This is a genomic window from Streptosporangium sp. NPDC004631 (genome assembly GCF_053601935.1).
The window spans coordinates 13,049-32,346 of record NZ_JBSGCR010000023.1; the positions used below are offsets into that span (position 1 = coordinate 13,049).

The 19,298-nt window shown below is 70.3% G+C and carries 16 protein-coding genes; 12 read left to right on the forward strand and 4 right to left on the reverse strand.

Annotation, left to right across the window (positions count from 1 at the left end):
- The first annotated feature begins 101 nt into the window (after positions 1-101).
- From ACWEF2_RS21900 to ACWEF2_RS21950, 11 genes are all read left to right on the forward strand, one after another.
- The gene (locus ACWEF2_RS21900) at positions 102-1,115 is read left to right on the forward strand and encodes an ABC transporter permease (RefSeq protein ID WP_453817869.1); all 1,014 of its coding nucleotides are present in this window, start codon (positions 102-104) and stop codon (positions 1,113-1,115) included.
- Between the two features lie 97 nt (positions 1,116-1,212).
- Positions 1,213-2,226 (forward strand): ABC transporter permease, encoded by a 1,014-nt coding sequence (locus ACWEF2_RS21905; RefSeq protein ID WP_453817870.1) that lies wholly within the window; start codon positions 1,213-1,215, stop codon positions 2,224-2,226.
- 9 nt (positions 2,227-2,235) lie between these two features.
- Positions 2,236-4,458, forward strand: a complete 2,223-nt coding sequence (locus ACWEF2_RS21910) for an ABC transporter ATP-binding protein (RefSeq protein WP_453817872.1) — start codon at positions 2,236-2,238, stop codon at positions 4,456-4,458.
- Between the two features lie 62 nt (positions 4,459-4,520).
- Positions 4,521-5,726 carry a M20 metallopeptidase family protein gene (locus ACWEF2_RS21915; protein WP_453817874.1) on the forward strand — a complete coding sequence of 402 codons (1,206 nt, stop codon included), beginning with the start codon at positions 4,521-4,523 and terminating at the stop codon, positions 5,724-5,726.
- 114 nt (positions 5,727-5,840) lie between these two features.
- Positions 5,841-6,953, forward strand: a complete 1,113-nt coding sequence (gene dapC / locus ACWEF2_RS21920; protein ID WP_453817876.1) for a succinyldiaminopimelate transaminase — start codon at positions 5,841-5,843, stop codon at positions 6,951-6,953.
- A 177-nt stretch (positions 6,954-7,130) separates the two neighbouring features.
- Positions 7,131-7,706 carry an amino acid synthesis family protein gene (locus ACWEF2_RS21925; RefSeq protein ID WP_453817878.1) on the forward strand — a complete coding sequence of 192 codons (576 nt, stop codon included), beginning with the start codon at positions 7,131-7,133 and terminating at the stop codon, positions 7,704-7,706.
- A complete protein-coding gene (locus ACWEF2_RS21930; protein WP_453817880.1) occupies positions 7,703-9,226 on the forward strand; it encodes an aldehyde dehydrogenase family protein in 1,524 nt (507 codons plus the stop codon). Before ACWEF2_RS21925 ends, ACWEF2_RS21930 begins: the two co-directional genes overlap by 4 nt.
- Positions 9,227-9,271: 45 nt before the next feature.
- Complete coding sequence (locus tag ACWEF2_RS21935; RefSeq protein WP_453817882.1) at positions 9,272-10,129, forward strand: p-hydroxycinnamoyl CoA hydratase/lyase; 858 nt, start codon at positions 9,272-9,274, stop codon at positions 10,127-10,129.
- An 88-nt stretch (positions 10,130-10,217) separates the two neighbouring features.
- Positions 10,218-11,393: a CaiB/BaiF CoA transferase family protein gene (locus tag ACWEF2_RS21940; protein ID WP_453817884.1), complete on the forward strand. Its 1,176-nt coding sequence runs from the start codon at positions 10,218-10,220 to the stop codon at positions 11,391-11,393.
- Positions 11,393-12,556 (forward strand): acyl-CoA dehydrogenase family protein, encoded by a 1,164-nt coding sequence (locus tag ACWEF2_RS21945; RefSeq protein WP_453817886.1) that lies wholly within the window; start codon positions 11,393-11,395, stop codon positions 12,554-12,556. The genes ACWEF2_RS21940 and ACWEF2_RS21945 overlap by 1 nt, the downstream gene beginning before the upstream one ends.
- Positions 12,553-13,626, forward strand: a complete 1,074-nt coding sequence (locus ACWEF2_RS21950) for an acyl-CoA dehydrogenase family protein (protein WP_453817888.1) — start codon at positions 12,553-12,555, stop codon at positions 13,624-13,626. The genes ACWEF2_RS21945 and ACWEF2_RS21950 overlap by 4 nt, the downstream gene beginning before the upstream one ends.
- Positions 13,627-13,740: 114 nt before the next feature.
- Here the strand turns inward: ACWEF2_RS21950 and tcuA are convergent, their stop codons facing one another.
- The 4 genes from tcuA to ACWEF2_RS21970 are packed head-to-tail and all read right to left on the reverse strand — an operon-like array spanning position 13,741 to position 18,021.
- Positions 13,741-15,246, reverse strand: a complete 1,506-nt coding sequence (gene tcuA, locus ACWEF2_RS21955) for an FAD-dependent tricarballylate dehydrogenase TcuA (protein ID WP_453817890.1) — start codon at positions 15,244-15,246, stop codon at positions 13,741-13,743.
- A gap of 44 nt (positions 15,247-15,290) precedes the next feature.
- Entirely contained in the window at positions 15,291-16,067 is a 777-nt protein-coding gene (locus ACWEF2_RS21960; RefSeq protein WP_453817891.1) for an SDR family oxidoreductase, read from the reverse strand.
- A 41-nt stretch (positions 16,068-16,108) separates the two neighbouring features.
- Positions 16,109-16,846: an enoyl-CoA hydratase/isomerase family protein gene (locus ACWEF2_RS21965; RefSeq protein ID WP_453817893.1), complete on the reverse strand. Its 738-nt coding sequence runs from the start codon at positions 16,844-16,846 to the stop codon at positions 16,109-16,111.
- Positions 16,843-18,021, reverse strand: a complete 1,179-nt coding sequence (locus ACWEF2_RS21970; protein ID WP_453817895.1) for an FAD-dependent oxidoreductase — start codon at positions 18,019-18,021, stop codon at positions 16,843-16,845. The genes ACWEF2_RS21965 and ACWEF2_RS21970 overlap by 4 nt, the downstream gene beginning before the upstream one ends.
- Before the next feature lie 363 nt (positions 18,022-18,384).
- Between ACWEF2_RS21970 and ACWEF2_RS21975 the strand changes: the two genes are divergently transcribed.
- Entirely contained in the window at positions 18,385-19,236 is an 852-nt protein-coding gene (locus ACWEF2_RS21975) for an alpha/beta fold hydrolase (RefSeq protein ID WP_453817897.1), read from the forward strand.
- Positions 19,237-19,298 lie beyond the last annotated feature (62 nt).

Genomic DNA, 19,298 nt, shown 5'->3' on the forward strand with positions numbered 1-19,298 from the left:
GCGAGACCGCGGACCTCGCGCGATGACGAGACTGCTACGGTCCCCCTGGCCGCCGGTCGGCACATTCGAGGAACGCACCACGCGGAAGGCAGGACACTGACATGGCATCCACCCCTCCTGTCGCCGCCGTGAGCCAGACGGCCCCGGAGGGTGGGTCGGATCAGGCCAGGACCGCCATTCACGGACGGAGCCGGGGGCAGCTCGCCCTGGCGCGGTTGCGGCGGGACAAGGTAACCCTGACCGCCCTGGTGGTGTGCGCGGTGTTGCTCCTTGTCGCCGCCGTATCGCCGATGTTGAGTCAATGGGGGGTCATCGACCCCCTCCGCAACAACCCGCACCTGGTCACCGAGGTGGGCTCGCTGCCCAACGGCCCCGCGGGCGGTATGAGCTGGCAGCACTGGATGGGCGTCGAGCCCGGAACGGGCCGGGACCTGCTGTCCCGGATCGTCGCCGGGCTCACCATCTCGCTGACGGTCGCGGTCCTGGCGAGCCTCCTGACCGTCGTCATGGGGACCTGCCTGGGAATCATCGCCGGGATCAGCAAGGGCAAGACCGACTGGGCGATCAGCCGGCTCATGGACATCGTGCTGAGCTTCCCCCAGTTGCTGATGCTCCTGAGCCTGGCGCCCATTCTCGTCGGGGTCATGCATCAGCGTCTTCACCTGCCGGAGGGAACGCCGTCGCAGATCGGGTTCATGGTTTTGGTCCTCGGCTGCTTCGGCTGGCCGCAGATCGCCCGTATCGTGCGCGGCCAGGTCCTCTCCCTGCGTGAGCAGGAGTTCATCGAGGCCGCGCGGTCGCTCGGCGCGAGGCGGGCTCAGCTGTACTTCAAGGAGATCCTGCCCCATCTGTGGGCGCCGATCCTCGTCTACGTCACCCTCGTCATGCCGCAGTACATCGCGGCCGAGGCCACGCTCGGCTTCCTCGGAGTGGGTATCCAGGCGCCGACGCCGTCACTCGGCTCGTTGCTCAACGACTCGGTCACCTACGCCGTGGTCGATCCGGCCTACTTCATCTTTCCCGGAGCGACCTTGGCTGTGGTCGTGCTGGCGTTCAACCTGCTCGGTGACGGGCTGCGCGATGTGCTGGATCCGAAGGGGGGAACCCGTGCATGAGGACGGGGTTCACAGGCAGCGGCGATCCGGTTAGCGATCCGCCGCCATGGTTCAGGTGATTGGGGTGAGTGGCGGCCACTGAGCCGTCGTCGACACAATGGTCTTCTTCGTAATCCGCAGGCTCCTCGCCATCGGCGTGATGCTGGTGGTCACCAGCGTGGTCACCTTCCTGCTCTTCTTCGCCGCGCCCACCGATCCGGCCGCGTTGACCTGCGGCCGGGAGTGCACGCCGGACCTGATCGACGCCAACCGGCACGCGATGGGCCTGGACAAGCCGATCTATGTCCAGTACGGCGACTTCGTCAAAGGGCTCTTCACCGGGCGGGACTTCCCCGACGACCCGGTGCAGAAGGCCCAGGCGCCCGAGACCATCGTGCACTGCGAGGCGCCCTGCCTGGGCTACTCGTTCCTCCGCCAGGCACCGGTGACGGAGCTTGTCACGCAGGCCCTGCCGGTCACGGTGTCGCTGGCCGTCGGCGCGTTCGTCCTGTGGATGCTGATCGGTGTCCTCGCCGGGTGCGTGGCGGCGCTGTACAAGGGCCGCTGGCTGGACCGGCTGATCGTAGGCGGTGCGCTACTGGGCTATTCGCTGCCGACGTTCTTCATCGGGCTGCTGCTGCTCACGTTCGTCTCGATCCGGTGGGCGATCCTGCCGATCCCGAGCTACACGCCGTTTCTCGACAATCCCCTGCAGTGGGCCGCCGGGCTGGTGATGCCGTGGACGGCGCTCGCCGTCGTCTTCGCCGCGGCCTATGTCCGGCTCACCCGGGCGTACATGATCGAGTCTCTGTCGGAGGACTACGTCCGTACCGCGCGCGCCAAGGGTGTGCGCGAGCCGCGGGTCATCGTCAAGCACGGGCTGCGCGTCGCCCTCACCCCGATCGTGACCATGGCCGGGCTCGACCTCGGCGGACTGCTGGGCGGCATGGTCGTCACCGAGCAGGTGTTCGGTTTCAACGGTCTCGGCAAGCTGGCGGTCCAGTCGGTGACCAATGTCGACCTGCCCACCATCGTGGCGGTGGTCCTCGTCGCCGCGGCCGCTTACACCATCGCCAACCTGGTGGTCGACATCCTCTACGGGGTTATCGATCCGCGCGTCCGACTGAAATGAGGGACCCCCATGACGGCACTCACCAGGCAGCAGGAGCAGGGCGCGACGACGCCGGAGCAGGCACCCCTGCTCGATGTCAGGGACCTGCGAGTACACTTCCCGACGGCCGACGGAGTGGTGCGCTCGGTCGACGGCGTGAGCTTCAGCGTCGCCAAGGGCGAGACGCTGAGCATCGTCGGCGAGTCGGGCTCGGGAAAGTCCGTGACCGCGCAGGCGATCCTCGGGCTGCACCGGCGCGGCCGGGGCGTGGTCTCCGGGCAGATCATGCTCGACGGCACGGACCTGATGACGATCGACGACGAGTCCATGCGCCGGCTACGCGGCAATCATGTGGCGATGGTCTTCCAGGATCCGCTCTCCGCCTTCCACCCGTACTACCGCATCGGCAGCCAGATCGTGGAGGCGATCCACTCGCACCGGCAGATCTCCGGGGAGAGTGCGCGGACGCTCGCCGTCGAGATGCTGGACATGGTCGGCATCCCGAATCCGAAGGCGCGATTCGACCAGTACCCGCATGAGTTCTCCGGCGGTATGCGGCAGCGGGCGATGATCGCCATGGCGCTGGTGAACGAGCCCAAGCTGCTCATCGCCGACGAGCCGACCACCGCGCTCGACGTCACCGTGCAGGCGCAGATCCTCAGCCTCATGCGCGATCTGCAGACCGAGCTCGGGACCGCGAACATCGTCATCACCCACGACCTCGGTGTCGTCGCGAACATCGCCGACAGAGTGATGATCATGTATGCCGGCAAGGTCGCCGAGACGGGCTCGGTCGGCGAGATCTTCGCCGCGCCCGAGCACCCCTACACCTGGGGGTTGCTCGGGTCCGCTCCGCGACTGGATCTTCCTCGGCTGGAACGGCTCGCCGCGATCCCGGGCAGCCCGCCGTCGCTGATCAACGTTCCGTCGGGCTGCTCCTTCCACCCCAGGTGCGCGTTCCGCGACGACCGGCTCGGCTGCGGCTCGACCGTCCCCGAGCTCAAGGCGAGCGCCGGGACGCATCCGGTCAGATGCCACCTGCCCGGCGACCGTCGGCGAGTACTGTTCGCCGACCCCGCCGACCCCGCCGACCCCGCCGACCCCGGCGGTCTTGGCGATTCCAGCGGCCTCAGCGATCCCGATGGCCCCGGCGGCGACGACGGCCCCGGTGGCCCCGCCGACGCCCGGGGATCATCGATCGCCACTCTGTCGATCACGGCGCCGGCCGAGCCGGGTGCGACGGTCGACACCACTCCGCTCCTGCGGGTCACCAACCTCCAGAAGTACTACCCGCAGTACACCCGCAAGCTGTTGCGCCGTGCCGCGCCACCGGTGCGCGCCGTCGACGGCATCACCTTCGACGTCCGCTCCGGTGAGACCCTGGGCCTGGTCGGCGAGTCCGGCTGCGGCAAGTCGACGGCCGGGCGCGCGATGCTGCGCCTGCTTGAGCCGACCGGTGGAACGGTCGAGTTCAAGGGCGAGGACATCACCCGGCTGGACGGGCAGCGGCTGCGCCGGCTCCGCCGCCACATGCAGATGATCTTCCAGGATCCGTTCGGCTCGCTCAACAGCCGCCAGACCGTCGGCGCGATCATCGCGACACCGTTCAAGATCCAGGGAATCAGTCCGGAGGGCGGCATCCGTCACGCGGTGCGCGAACTGATGGACCGGGTGGGGTTGAACCCCGAGCACTACAACCGCTTCCCGCACGAGTTCTCCGGAGGTCAGCGGCAGCGCGTCGGCGTGGCCCGGGCGATCGCCCTCAAGCCGGACCTGATCGTGTGCGACGAGCCGGTCTCGGCGCTCGACGCGTCCATCCAGGCGCAGGTGATCAACCTTCTGAAGGATCTTCAGGAGGAGTCCGGCGTCGCCTACGTGTTCATCGCGCACGACCTGTCGGTGGTGCGCCACATCGCCGACCGCATCGCGGTCATGTACCTCGGACGGGTCATGGAGGAGGCGCCGTGGGACGTGCTGTGCGAGCGGCCGCTCCACCCCTACACGCACGCCCTGCTCTCGGCGGTGCCGATTCCCGACCCCGAGCACGAGGCCCGCCGCGAGCGCATCCTGCTCTCCCGCGACCTGCCCAGCCCGCAGAATCCGCCGTCCGGCTGCGTGTTCCGGACGCGCTGCCTGGAGGCGCGGGAACGCTGTGCCGCGGAGGTTCCCGAGCGGCGCGAGCTGCAGCCGGGCCACTTCGTGGCCTGCCACTTCCCGCACGAGGCGACCGCGGTCCTCACCGGACGACCGTAGCCGTTGCCCCGCAGGCGCCGCCGGCGCCGACGTACCCACACGACAACGAGGAGGATGTGCCCATGCAGGCAACCCAGCAGACGCTCGATCTGGCCGAGAAGTTCTTGCCGGACGTCGTCCGCCTGCGCCGCGCGCTGCACCAGGTGCCCGAGCTGGACCTCGACCTGCCGAAGACGCAGGCGTTGCTGCTCGACGCGCTGGCCGATCTCGACCTGGAGATCACCCGCGGTGAGGGCCTGTCCTCGATCACCGCCGTCCTGCGCGGGGGGCGCGGACCGGGTCCGGTCGTGCTGCTCCGCGGCGACATGGACGCGTTGCCGGTCGTGGAGGCGACCGGCCTGCCGTACGCGTCCACGCACGAAGGCCGGATGCACGCCTGCGGCCACGATCTGCACGCCGCCGGTCTCGTGGGTGCCGCCAGGATCCTGCACGGTATGCGGGACGACCTCCGCGGCGACGTGGTCTTCATGTTCCAGCCGGGAGAGGAGCAGTCCGGCGGGGCGGTGCCGATGCTTGAGCAGGGCCTGCTCACCGCGGCCGGCCGGCCGGTCGACGCCTGTTACAGCGTCCACGTCCACTCGGCCGGGCTGCCGTTCGGCGTCTTCCGCAGCCGTCCCGGGATCATCAACGCCCACAACGAGGAGTTCGTCGTCCGTGTCATCGGCGCCGGTGGCCACGCGTCCTCGCCGTGGCGGGTACTCGACCCGTTGCCGGCGGCCTGCGAGATGGTGCTGGCGATGCAGGCGCGGATCACGCGGTCGATCGACATCTTCGATCCGGCCGTGTTGACGATCGGACGCTTCCTCGGCGGCACGAAGGACAACGTCATCCCCGACGTGGTCGAGTTCGGTGGAACGATCCGCTGCTTCTCCGACGGCGCCCTGGCGAAGGTCCGGGAGATCGTCGACGGCTGCGCGAAGGGCATAGCCGAGGCGCACGGCCTGGAGGTCGCCGTCGAGCGGATTCCCGGATATCCGGCGTGCGTGAACGACGTCGAGGAGTTCGAGCACGCCCGGCAGACCGTTGTCGACCTGTTCGGCGAGGACCGGTTCCAGCACTCCGTCAACCCGTCCGGCAGCGGCGACGACTTCGCCTACGTCATGCGGCAGGTGCCCGGCGCGTACTTCGGCGTCGGTGCCTGCGCGAGCGCGGACCCGGAGGCCGCGGCCGCCGGCCACTCCCCGCGCGCGGTCTTCGACGACGCGATCCTGCGCGACACGTCCGCGTTCCTCGCCGAGCTGGCGATCCGGCGCCTGGCCCGCGGCTGAAGCCCGGTGTCCGACAGGTGATCACGGCCATTCACCCCCCTTTCCCGGGCAGGATCCTCAATGCCCGGTTCCCGTACGCGTACCGTCGCCGACGGTAAACAAGGAGCTCACCCGATGGGTATAGGAAAACTTCCGGACTTTCCCTGGGATCTGCTGATCCCCGCACGCAGGAAGGCCGAGGCCCATCCGGACGGGCTGGTGGATCTCTCGATCGGTACGCCGGTGGATCCGACGCCGGCCGTCGTCCAGGAGGCGCTCAAGGCGCATGCCGACGCGGCCCCGTATCCCATGGCCTCGGGCTCGGCCGACCTGCGCCGGGCCATCGTCGGGTGGTGCGAGCGGAGAAGGAACGTCGTGGGACTCGGCCCCGAGGCGGTGCTTCCGACCATCGGGAGCAAGGAGCTCGTCGCCTGGCTTCCGACGATGCTGGGCATCGGCGCGGGCGACATCGTGGGGGTCCCGCCCGTGGCCTACCCGACCTATCTGGTCGGCTCGGAGATCACAGGTGCCGAGGTGCGCCTCCTCGGGCCGCCGGCGACGCTCGACTCCCTCGGGGAGAAGGGGAGGGTGAAGCTCATCTGGCTCAACACGCCCGGCAATCCCCACGGTGAGGTCCACGACGTGGCGTACCTGCGACGGGTCGTCGAGTGGGCGCGCGCCAACGACGTCGTCGTCGCCAGCGACGAGTGCTACGCCGAGCTGGACTGGCGGGACGGAGGCCACGCCAGGGCCACCCCGAGCATTCTCGACGTCGAGGTCTGCGGTGGGAGCCACGAGAACCTGCTGATGGTCTACTCGCTCTCCAAGCAGTCGAACCTCGCCGGCTATCGGGCGGGGCTGGTGGCCGGGGACCCCGCGCTGATCGCCCGAGTGCTCCAGGTGCGAAAGCACACGGGCATGATGATGCCGACCCCGGTACAGCACGCGATGGCGGCCGCTCTCTCCGACGACGAGCACGTGCGGGCGCAGCGCGCGGTCTACGGCCGGCGCCGGGAGAGGCTTCTCGCGGCGGTCGGCCGTGCCGGCCTGCGTGTCGAGCACTCCGACGCCGGGCTCTACCTCTGGGCCACCCGTGACGAGGACTGCTGGGTGACCTCGGCCGACCTCGCAGAGAAGGGCATCCTCGTGGCACCCGGGGCCATCTACGGACCCAGCTGTGCCCGGCATGTGCGGATCGCGCTGACCGCGACGGACGAGCGCGTCGACGCGGCCTGTGAGCGGCTGTGAAGTGAGCGTGATCCGTGGGCGGGAGTGGCTTTGGAGCCGGCCGCGGCGATCGCGATCTTCGCCGTCCACGGACATCAGCGCGTCTGATGGTCGCCATAGGGAGATTCGTCTTCCTGCGGCCCTCGACGAGGGGATTCAATGGTCGGCAAGGTCGCCGAACGTAAACCGAGGGAAAGTATGAGCTACCAGATCCGCCGTTGGGTCAGCCACGTCGACGAGGTCGTCCACGACGGACACGAGCCTTCCGGGCTGCCCCTCGTCAAGGCCGCCGTCGGAGTCGTCTTCGTCAACCCGTACGCGGGCCGTCGCGACAAGGACCTCTCAGAGCTCATCGACCCGAGCCCCTGGCTGGGCCGCGAACTGGGCCGCCGCGCCCAGGCGCTGCTCGGAGGCCGGCCGATCGAGAGCTTCGGCAAGGGCGGTGTCGCGGGGCTCGCCGGCGAACAGGAACACGCCGTCGCCTGTGTGACCTCCCTCTTCGGTGACGCCCTCCGGGAGAGCGTCGGCGGTGGCCTCGCGTGGATCTCGTCGGTCACCAAGGTGGCCGCGGCCGGCGTGAGCATCGACATCCCCCTGGCCCACAAGGACGCGCTCTACGTCCGTAGCCACTACGACGCCGTCACGCTCACGGTTCCCGACGGGCCGAAGCCGGACGAGATCCTCATCTGCGCCGCGGTGGCCACCGGTGGCCGTGTCCATGAGCGCTCCGGCGGTCCCACCGCGGTCAACCTCGTCGGTGACGGGCTCCGATGAGCCCCGCCGTACCGCGTCACGCGGAGGAGACCTGGGTTCCCGGCACGCCGGTCGACGCCTCGTGGGTCGGCGACCACGAGTGGGGCCTCGTCCTGGGGGGCACGACGGTGCCGGCCCTCAGCGGACGGACCTACGACAAGGTGAGCCCGGTCACGGGCGAGGTCGTGTGCCGGATCCCCGACGGCGGTCGCGACGACGTCGACCGCGCGGTCGACGCCGGCCTCAAGGCCGCGGCGGAGTGGAGGTCCGTCACCGTCCAGGAACGGGTCCGGCTTGTCCTCCGGCTCGCCGCCGTCGCCCGTGACCATCGGCGCGAGCTCGCCGTGCTCGACGCCGTCGACGTGGGCAACACCGTCTCGTCGATGGTTCCCGACGTCGAGTTCGGCATCGAGGTCATGGAGTTCATGGCCGGGGCCGCCACCCACCTCGGCGGCAGCACGCTGCCGGCCACGTCGAGCCACCTCCACTACACCCTCCGGGAGCCGTTCGGGGTCGTCGCGCGCATCGTCGCCTTCAACCATCCGGTCAGCTTCGCCCTCCAGAAGATCGCGGCCCCGCTCATCGCCGGCAACGCCGTCATCCTCAAGCCGTCGGACGCCAGCCCGCTCTCCGCGTTGCGGATGGGCGAGCTGTTCGCGCCCCACCTGCCCGCGGGGCTGCTCAGCGTCCTCGTCGGCCAGGGGCTTGAGGTGCCTCGGGCGATCGTCCGGCACCCCGAGATCCGCCGGATCGGGTTCATCGGCAGCGAGGCCACCGGGCGGGCGATCCAGCGCGAGGCGGCCGAGGTCGCGGTCAAGGACATCACCCTGGAGCTCGGCGGCAAGAACGCGATCATCGTCTGTCCCGACGTCGACCTCGCCGCCGCCGCGGAGGGGGTCGTCAAGGGCATGAACTTCCGTGGCTGGCAGAGCCAGTCGTGCAGCTCGACCTCCCGTCTTCTCGTCCACGAGTCCATCGCGGACGAGCTCGTCGAGAGGATCCGGGTCCTGTCCGAGCAGGTCGCCGTCGGAGACCCCCTCGACCCCGGAACGCAGATGGGGACGCTGGCCACCGAAGGCCAGTACCTCAAGACGATCTCCTACATCGACTCGGCCCGTGAGGAGGGCGCGACCCTCGTCACCGGTGGCCACCGCCCCGCCGGCGTCGCCGGTGACGCGGGCCACTTCATCGCACCGACGGTCTTCGACCATGTGACGCCGCGGATGCGGATCGCCCGCGAGGAGATCTTCGGCCCCGTCCTGTCGGTGATCCGGTGGTCCGACCTCGACGAGGCCGTCGAGATCGCCAACGCGGTCGACTACGGCCTGACCGGCGCGATCTGGACGCGGGACATCACGGTGGCCCATCGGGTCGCCCAGCGTCTTGAGGTCGGCTACGTCTGGGTCAACGACGCCGCGACGCACTTCGCGGGCACGCCTTTCGGCGGTTTCCAGAACTCCGGCATCGGCCGGGAGGAGAGCGTCGAGGAAGTCGTGAGCTACACCCGCCAGAAGACCGTCCACGTCGCGCTGGGGCGCTGAGTCCTCCCGCCGACACCTCTACGCGCGCAGAACGGAGTACGAACAGTGACCACCAAGGAACTTGAGACCGTGAGGATCGTCCGCGAGGGCGACGGAATCGCCTGGGTCTCGATCAACCGGCCGGAGAAGCGCAACGCGATGAGCCCGCAGGTCCACCGGGACATGTCGGCCGCCTTCGACGAGCTTGAGCTCGACGCCGAGACCAAGGTCGTCGTCATCCACGGCGAGGGGGGCGTCTTCTCGGCCGGTCAGGACCTCAAGGACTCCTTCCGGGGGCTTGAGAACGACGCGACGGAGCGCTACCTCCAGGAGCAGAAGTTCTGGAAGTGGCGCTGGGAGCGCCTCTGGAACTTCCCGAAGATCACCATCGCGATGGTCGACGGCTGGTGCGTCGGCGGCGCCTTCACCCACCTCATCGGCTGCGACTTCGCCATCACCTCCGAGGAGGCGCAGTACAGCCTCTCCGAGGTGAACTGGGGCATCATCCCCGGCGGGATGGTCAGCCGCGCGGTCGTCGAGGCGATGGGCTACCGCGACGGCATGTACTACTGCATGACGGGTGAGCGCTTCCACGGGCGGCGCGCGGTCGAGCTCGGTCTGGCCAACTTCGCCGTCCCGGCGGCCGACCTCCGGCCCCGCACCCAGGAGTTCGCCGAGATGATGATGGCGAAGAACCAGGCCGTCGTGAACGCCACGAAGCAGGTCTACCGCGCGCTCCGGCGCGGCATGGACTTCGACCAGTCGCTTGACTACATGGCGGCCAAGTTCGTCCAGCTCAAGGCGACAGACCCCCAGAACGGCTACCGGACGGGGCTGTCGCAGTTCATCGACGAGAAGTCGTACCGGCCCGCGCACGAGCCGTACCCGAATCCTGACCAGAGCCAGGCCGGCCAGTCGGTATGAGAGGCGCCATACACGTCGGCGGGATTCCGCCGGCGACGACGGCGTCTGGACGCGTGTGCGAGCCCACGACGCCGGAAGGGGTTTGAGGATGAGTGCTGGTGGCCCGCTGGCGGGGATCACGGTCGTCGAGATCGGCCGGTTCATCACGGCGCCGTACGCGGCGATGCTGCTCGGCGACCTCGGTGCGACCGTCGTCAAGGTCGAGCCCGTCACCGGCGGCGACCCGTTCCGCCAGGCCGGTGAGCCCGGGATCTCGGCCCGGTTCCTGGCGTACAACCGAAACAAGCAGTCCATCGGTCTCGACCTGGCCACCGACGACGGTCGCGTCGTCCTCCGCCGCCTTCTCGGCGACGCCGACGTTCTCGTCGAGAACTTCCGGCCCGGGGTCATGGCCGGCTTCGGGCTCGACTACGACCGGGTGGCCGGGGAGCACCCCGGTCTGGTCTACTGCTCGATCACCGGGGCCGGCCCCGACGGGCCCGCCGCCTCGCTCCCGATGTACGACGCCATCGGCCAGGGCCTGTCCGGGCTCATGGCCCAGCTGTCGGAGATCGAGTATCCCCAGCCGGTCGGGCCGGCGCTGTCGGACAGCATCACCGGGATGACCGCCGCGCTGGCGATTCAGGCCGCCCTCGTCGAGCGGTCCCGCACGGGGCGAGGCCAGTACGTCCAGACGTCGATGATCGAGGCCACGGTGAGCTTCCTCGCCGAGCCTGCGGCGCACTACTTCAGGACGGGCGAGGAGCAGGACTGGCTGACGAGACCCCGTCAGTCCCAGTCGTTCGGCTTCCGCGCCGGGGACGGGCGTCCGTTCGTGATCCATCTGTCGTCCCCCCTGAAGTTCTGGCACCGGCTCCTGGCCGTCGTCGAACGGCCGGAACTCGACGGCGATCCGCGTTTCTCCACCTATGCCCGGCGTGTGAAGAACTACCGCGAGCTGCGGGAGGAGCTGTCCACGTCGTTCGCGGGGGCGGGCCGGGACCACTGGCTGAAGCGGCTCGCCGAGGAGGACGTCCCCGCCGCCCCGGTCCTCACGACGAGTGAGACCTTCGAACACGACCAGGTCCGGCACCTGGGACTTGAGGTCACCCTCGACGGCCCGGACGGGCTGCGGGTGGCCGGGCGGGGAGCCCGCCTGACCTCCACGCCGGGCAGGCTGCGCCAGCCGCCGGCGTTCGGCGCCGACACGGACGCCGTACTGGAGCGTCTCGGCTACTCCGCCGCCGAGGTCGCCGGCCTGCGGGCCGCCGCGGTGGTCGGCTGATGGCCGCCGTGAAGATCGGGGATCGGGTCGTGATCGGTGAGGCCGACTTCCCCGAGTCCGCGCGCCGGCTGCGCCTGGAGGTCCGGACGTTCCTCACCAGAGCCCGGGCCGACGGCCGGTACGTGCCGTCGTGCGACGCGTGGCACGTCGGCTTCGATCCCGGCTTCAGCGCCGAGCTGGGGTCGCGTGGATGGCTCGGGGTCAGCTGGCCGAAGGAGGCCGGCGGCCAGGGCGGATCGGCGCTCGACCGCTTCGTCGTGACCGAGGAGCTGCTCGCGGCGGGTGCGCCCGTCGCGGCCCACTGGGTCTCGGACCGGCAGACCGGGCCGGCGCTCCTCCGGTACGGGTCCCGGGAGCAGCGGGAAACCCTCCTGCCTGAGATGGCGGCCGGCCGCCTGTTCTTCGCCCTGGGACTGAGTGAGCCCGGCAGCGGATCGGACCTCGCGAGCGTCCGGACGAAGGCCACCCGCTGCGACGGCGGATGGGTGCTTCAGGGCTCGAAGATCTGGACGAGCCATGCGCATCGGTGCCAGTTCGTCATGGTGCTGGCCCGGACGAGTGGTCAGCACGGGGACCGCCACCGCGGCCTGAGCCAGCTCATCGTCGACCTCGCCGCCCCGGGTGTCGACATCCGTCCGATCCGCATCCTCGACGGCAGCCACCACTTCAACGAGGTCTTCTTCGACGACGTCTTCGTCCCGGACGGGATGCTCCTCGGGAACGAGGGGGAGGGCTGGGCACAGCTCCGCGCCGAGCTGGCCCTCGAACGCAGCGGCCCGGAGCGCTTCATGAGCAACTACCCGCTGCTCGAAGCGCTCGCCCGGGAGGTCGCCAGGCACGGTGACCCCCAGGCGGAGCAGACCTTCGGCGAGCTCATGGCGGAGTTCACGACCCTGCGCCGCCTGTCGGCCGGTGTGGCCGCCGAGGTGGACTCGGGACGGAGCCCCACGCTGATGAGCGCGCTCGTCAAAGACCTCGGGACCCAGTTCGAACACAAGATTCCCGACGCCGTCCGGAGGGCGGTCCCCGCGCACCGCCGCACGATCGAGACGGATCTTGGACGAGCTCTGCGGGACGCCGTCCTTTTCGGGCCCGGCATGAAGTTCCGGGGAGGAACGAACGAGATCCTGCGGGAGATCGTGGCGAAGGAGCTGGGACTGTGAGCGACGCGGAGGAACTGGCGGGCGTCGTCGGCGACCTGCTGGCGGAGCGGCTCGGGCCCGACACGGTCCGCGACCTCGGACGGACGTGGGCCGCCGACCTGTGGGGCGAGCTTGAGAGTCTCGGCATGACGACGGTCGACGTCCCCGAGCGCCTTGGCGGCGGGGGCGGGACGACCGCCGAGGCGCTGACGGTCGTCCGGGTCGCCGGCTACCACAACGCCCCGATCCCACTCGCCGAGTCCGCCTTCGTCGGCGGCTGGTTGAAGTCACAGGCCGGTCTTCCGGTCTCGGAGGGGCCGTCGGGAACGGCCCTCTGCCGGAACAGGTCCGTCTACCTCGACGACTCCGACGGCCGGTCGCGGCTCACCGGCACGGTGGCGGTCCCCTGGGGGCGTCACGCCCGCGAGCTCCTCGTCGTCATTGAGGAGGGTGACGCCACCCAGCTCGCGGTCGTCGATCCGGCTGCGGCCGGGGCCGCCCTCACCTGGACGCACGGGAGCAACGTCGCCGGCGAACCGCGGGACGAGGTGCGGCTGACCGGAGCCGTGTGCCGTGAGGTCCACGACCTCCCCGGCGTGAGCATCGAAGGTGCTCACGCCCGGGCGGCGCTCGGCCGGGCCGCACTCATGGTCGGGGCCCTCGAACGGGTCGTCGATCTGTCGCTCGGCCACGTCACCGTCCGCGAGCAGTTCGGACGGCCGCTGGCGAGGTTCCAGGTCATCGCGCACTACCTCGCCACGATGACGACCCAGCTGGTCGCGGCCCGTGCGTCCCTGGAGGGCGCGGCGCGCACCGCTGAGGAGTCCGCGCCCCACGAGGTCGACTCCATGGCCGTCGCCGCCGCCAAGACGCGCGCCGGTGCGAGTGCGGAGGTCATCACCCTGCTGGGCCACCAGGTGCACGGGGCGATCGGGACGACCGAGGAGCACGAGCTGGGTCTCAGCTCCCGTCGTCTGTGGGCCTGGCGCGACGAGGACGGAGACGAGCAGTACTGGTCGGGGGTGCTCGGGCGCCAGATCGCCTCTCGCGCCTACGGCTCCGGGCTGTGGCCGGTCCTCGCCCCGGTGTGACCGGGGCGGGGCGCGAGGGGAACCGGAGAGAACCGCACGGGGAGGAGGGCTCCGCGGCCGCCGCGGAGCCCTCCTCCCTTCTCCTTTTCCCTCTCCCGCCGTCCCGTCCGCCGGTCAGGGCCTCTCGGCGAGAGCCCCGGCAGCCGATCGTCCGGCCCTCCGGCCGCAGACGGCGGCCCGCGTCAGCGCCGCCGCCGCCGGGTAGTTGTGGTAGAAGAGGCCGCCGACGACGCCACCCGCCGCGAAGAGATCACCGATCCGGTGGCCGCCGACGTGCAGGACCGCCATGTCGGTGTCCGTGGTGATGCCGCCATAGGTGAACGAGATCCCGGAGGTGACCTTGTAGGCGACGAACGGCGGTCTGTCGATGGGAAGCGCCCAGTGCGACTTCGCCGGCTGTCCGGCCGGTGCCGCCCCGAGGTCCTCCGGGGGACCGTCCGGTGTGGGGGTGGCGCAGGCCTCGTTGAAGCGGGCCACCATGGCGGTGAACCGGTGTGCGGGCACGCCGATCGCGAGCGCCAGCTCCTCAAGGGTGTCGGCGACGGTCGGGTGGCCGTGCGAATAGTAGTGCTGCTGGAGGTTGTGGCTCGTCCGGGCGTCGAAGACCTGATAGGCCAGGCCGGCGGGCTGATCGCAGATCGCCGCCCCGACCTTCGTGTAGGTCATCGTGAACAGGTCCTCGCCCTCGTCGACGAAGCGTTCCCCGAGCTCGTTGACGAGGATGCCGTCGGCGTAGGAGTAACGCTCGCTCCGGGGCGACCGGTCCAGGTCCCCGACGAGGGGGATGTCGGCGTCGGTGGGCACCGAGTGACAGCCCCCCCAGTGGCCGCCCGGCATGGCCCCTATCTCAAGCGCGCGGGTGAGGCCGAGACCGGTGTTGTATCGGCTGCCGCGCACCGCGACGAGGTCCCACCCCCGCCCGAGATACTTGCGGCGCATCTCCGGGTTGGCCTCGAAACCGCCGCTCGCGAGGACGACCGTGCCGCGCTCCTCGACCGGCCGGCCGCCCACCATGGCGTGGACGCCGGCGACACGGCCGTCCTCGACGAGGAGGTCCTGGAGTACGGCGTTGTAGCGGATCGTGACGCCGGCGTCCTCGGCCGCTCCGAAGAGGGACTCCATGAGACCCTCACCGCTGTCGTGCGCCGCCACACAGGCCCCGGGGTCGAGGGTCGTCGAATCCGTCGACCGCACCTCCTGGACATGGGAGAACTTGAGGTTGAAGCCCAACGACACCCCGTGTGCCCGGAGCCAGCGCAGGGTCTCGAACGACGCGTCGACGACGAGGTCGAGCTCTTCGGGGTTGGACCGGTTGTGAGAGGTCCGGAGGATGTCGTCCCGGAAGTCCGCGCGGGTGTAGGGCGCGATCCGGAGGCGTGCGGCGTCGGGGTCGGACGCGACGTCGATGAGAAGCTCAAGGGCGAGCTCCCCGTCGTGGTGCAGGCCGTCGTGCGCGAAGCGGAAGGATCCGTTGGAGAACCGGCTGTTGCCGCCGCGTGCGTCACGGGGCGAGGCTTCGAGGACGAGGACTTCCGCCCCGTGCTCACGGGCGCTCAGCGCCGCGCAGAGACCGGCGAGCCCGGCCCCGACGACGACGACTCGGCGGGATGCTGTGGTCATGAGAGTGCTTTCCGGCGCCGTGGAATGGGAGACCGCACCACGCCTCAGCTGATGTCGCCGGCGCTGCGGGCGCCGTCGATCGGCAACGCCACGCCGGATATGCCCCTGGCGTGGTCGGAGGCGAGGAAGGCGTACGCGAGCGCGACGTCCTTCGTCTCAAGGAGGATGTTCAGGGGCATGGACGCGCCGGGGTTCGCGTGGAGGCGTTCCCGGAAGTTCGCCAGCGCCCGCTCGTCGGGGAAGACGTTCGCCATGAAGCCGGTGTCGATCGTCGAGGGGCACACGCAGTTGACGCGGATGGCCGGGGCGAGCTCGATCGACAGCGCCTTGGTCATGGTGATGACAGCGGCCTTGGACGCGGCGTAGATCGACGACTGAGGACGCGGGAAGAGACCGGCGACCGAGGCCGTGTTGAGGATCGACCCTCCCCCGCTGCGGCGCAGGAGCGGCACGGCGCTCCGGACGCCGAGGTAGACGCCTTTGACGTTGATGTCGAAGACGCGCTCGAAGTTCGCGATGTCGGAGTTCTCGACGGGCGACTTCGGGCTTGAGATCCCGGCGTTGTTGACGAGGACGTGCAACGCGCCGAACCGCTTCTCGGTGAAGGAGACCATGTCCGACACGGAGCCCGGGTCGACGACGTCGACGCGCGTCGCCGCGGCGAGCTCACCGATGTCGGCGGCCACCCGCTCGGCCGCCTCGACGTCGCGGTCCGCGACGACGACGCGGCTGCCGCATTCGGCGAAGAGACGCGCGGTGGCCTCGCCGATCCCGCCGCCACCCCCGGTCACGAGGGTCACCTTGCCTGAGAAGTCGTACATGGGGAGCTCCTGGAAGTCGAGAGAGGGATGCGGGGATCGTGTCATCGGCGCGGCGACGTGGCGGCGAGGGCCCGGTCGGCCATCTCGACGGCGTAGAGGGCGATGCCGGTGCTCGGGGCGTCGTTCGGGGACAGGCTCGTCGTCATCCGCAGGAAGCGCTTGACGAGCTGGATCGAGGCCTGGTCGTAGCCGGCGACCTGGTCGGCGATGGCCGTGACCTCGTCCGCGAGCGCGGCCCTCGGGACGTGCCGCGCCGCCAGGCCGAAGGCGACCGCCTCCCGGCCGTCGAGCTCGCGTCCGGTGAAGATGAGGTCGCCGAGGATGTGCTGGGGCAGGACGTACCGGTAGTGGCTGAGGACGATCGTCGGCGGGATGCCGTGCGGGATCTCCGGAAAGGACAGGACGGCGTCGTCCGCGGCGACGACGATGTCGCACCGCGCGGCGAGGGACAGCCCGGCGCCCTCCGCGCGTCCGTGGAGCGCGGCGACGGTCACGGCGGTGCACGAGCCGAGGGCCTCGTTGGTCCGCTGGATCAGCTCGAACTCGGCGGTGATGGCCTTCGGGTTCGTCGGCGCCCCGGGGACGCGTTCGCGTCCGAGGGAGAAGTCCTCCCCCGCCGCGTCGAGGATGACGACGGAGACCGGGTCCGGTCCGGACTGGGCCTCGGCGAGGACGTCGGTGAGGGCGTTGAGCACCTCGGCGTTGAGCCGGTTCCCCTGGTCGGGCCGGTCCAGGGTGACGCGCAGGACGCGGTCGGTGCGCTGGGTGCGAAGGCTCATGCCGGGACGCTCTCCTTGATGACGGGTTCGTTGAGGACGAGGTCGCTCACGCCGATGCGGGGCGAACCGTAGGCCGCGGTGTCCTCGCGGTGCCGGGCGAGGTGGGCCGGCGTGTGAACGGCCTGCTCGTCGTCCAGCATCTGGCGGGCGAAGGTATAGACGAACGCGCACCGGGCATACCGGCGGAAGGTATAGTTGCGGAGCATTTCCTCGACACCGACGTCGGTGCGGGTCAGCTCATCGGCGAGGACGAGGCCGTCCTCCGCGGCCATCGCCGCGCCCTGGGTCAGATGGGGCGGCACGACGTGGGCGGCGTCGCCTCCGAGGACGACACGGCCGGAATACCACGGTCCCGGGATGAGAAGAAGCTCAAGGGGGCCGTAGACGATGTCGGAGTCGGGGCCGAGGCGGTCGCGCGCGGCGGCGACGTAGCTGCCGTAGCCGGCGAGCCGCTCGCGCAGCTCGACGTGGAGCGTGGCGTGGTCGAACCACACCTCCGGGTCCTCCCGCCGGATGTGGAAGAGATACATGAGGTTCTCGTCCAGTGGCATCGCGCCGGTCTTGGACCCGATCCCCTGGAGGAACTCCATCGCGTCGACCTCCGCGGGCCGGGGCTCCTGGATGCGCCAGGCGCCGTAGCCGGAGGGCCGCGGGCGGAAACGCCCGCCGAAGATCGCCGCTCGGGTGGTCGAACGGATGCCGTCGAAGCCGGCGACGACGTCGGCCGTCTCGACCGTCCCGTCGGAGAGCGTCACCCGGACCGCGTCGCCGGTGTCCTCAAGGTCCGTCACCGTCGTGGCCATCCGGATCGACGCGCCGGCGCGCAGCGCGGCGCCGTACAGGATCGTGTGGAGCCGCCGGCGTGTCAGGGCGCAGACCGGGGGCGTGGTGGCGTCGCCGAGGAGGAAGGGGTGCTCGACGACGAGGTTGCGATCGTGGTCGAAGTAGCGCATCGCCCGGTAGACGAAGCCCGCGTCGAGGACCTGGTCGAGGACACCGAGGTGGCGGTAGACCCGGAGGGCGTTGGCCGGCTGCCCCAGGCCGACACCGGGGAGGGAGAAGTCCGCCTGCTTCTCGACGAGGGTGACCTCGACACCACGTTGCGCCAGTGCCGTCGCGGTCGTCAAGCCACCGACACCGCCTCCGACGACGAGGACCCGTCCGACTCGCCCCATGGTGCTCGTTCTCCTCCGTCAGTGGGTTGGTGGGACCGTCAGCGTAAGAGAGGGGGAGAGGCCACGAAAAAGCAATGGTTCGTATGCGCGAGATAGCCTACGTCTATGCCCTCAGAAGTCCTGGAGGTCAACGACTCGGGGGTCGTGGACGGGGCGGCCCGACGGGACCGAGTGGCATAGCCGACACCTATCCCGTCCATAGGGAGATGTGCCTTCTCCGCCGGTCCGGCGGTCTCCTAGGCTTCGACGGACGTCAGGCATGCGGGAGCCGGCAGCGGCCACCGGCGAGGCCGGCGTCGCGGCGGTCCGCCACTGGCCGAACCGGCCCCGTCGCCCGGGAGGGCGCGTCTCGAAAGGAACTCGGTGAGCATTTACCCAGGGGCGAACGAGTCCGAGGTCGAGGTTGACGGCGACGTCGTACCCTACGTCGACTCCGTCCGGTCCAAGGGCGAGCCGCGGCCCATCGTCCTGGTCCACGGCAGTGGTGGTACGGCCCGCTCCCACTTCGGTGCGCTCTTCCCGATGCTCGCGAGCCGTCGCCGGGTCATCGCCCTCGACTACGGCTCCGTCCCGGCCCCTGACCGCGAGCTGACCCTCGACGCCCTCGTCGCCAAAGTCCGTGCGGTGCTCGATGACGCCGTGCCCGGCGAGCCGGTCGATCTTGTCGGCTACTCACTCGGCGCCGTCGTCTCGATCGCGCTCGCGGCCGAGCGACCGGAGCGCTGCGCGTCGCTCACCCTCATAGCCGGGTGGCTTCGGACCGACTCCCACCAGCGGATCCGCAACCGGGTGTGGCGCACCCTCTTCGAGGCCGGATCCGACGCGCTCGGCGCGTTCGCCGTGCTCAACGCCTACAGCGCGCAGTACCTCGCCAAGCTGAGCCCGGCGGAGGCGGCGGCGCTCGTCGAGCGCTCGTCCCCCGGGCCGGACCGCGCGCGGCAGATGCGGCTCAACGCCGAGGTGGACGTGCTGGAGGCCGCGACCAGGGTAAGCGCTCCCACGCTGATCATCGGGTGCGACCACGATCAGATCGCCCCCCCGCACCACAGCCGGCAGATGCTCGGCGCCATCGGCGACGCGAGAATGGCCCGGGTGCGCGCGGGCCACGCGGTCCTCACGGAGCGACCTGCCGAGGTCTACCAGCTCGTCGACGCCTTCACCCAGCGACCGGACGAGTACCCGGCGGGCGCCCACATCCCGCCGATCGTCGTCTGATGGCCGCGGTCCACGATCTCGTCCAGCCCCGCCGGGCAGCCACCCAAGAACCCATGGACAGT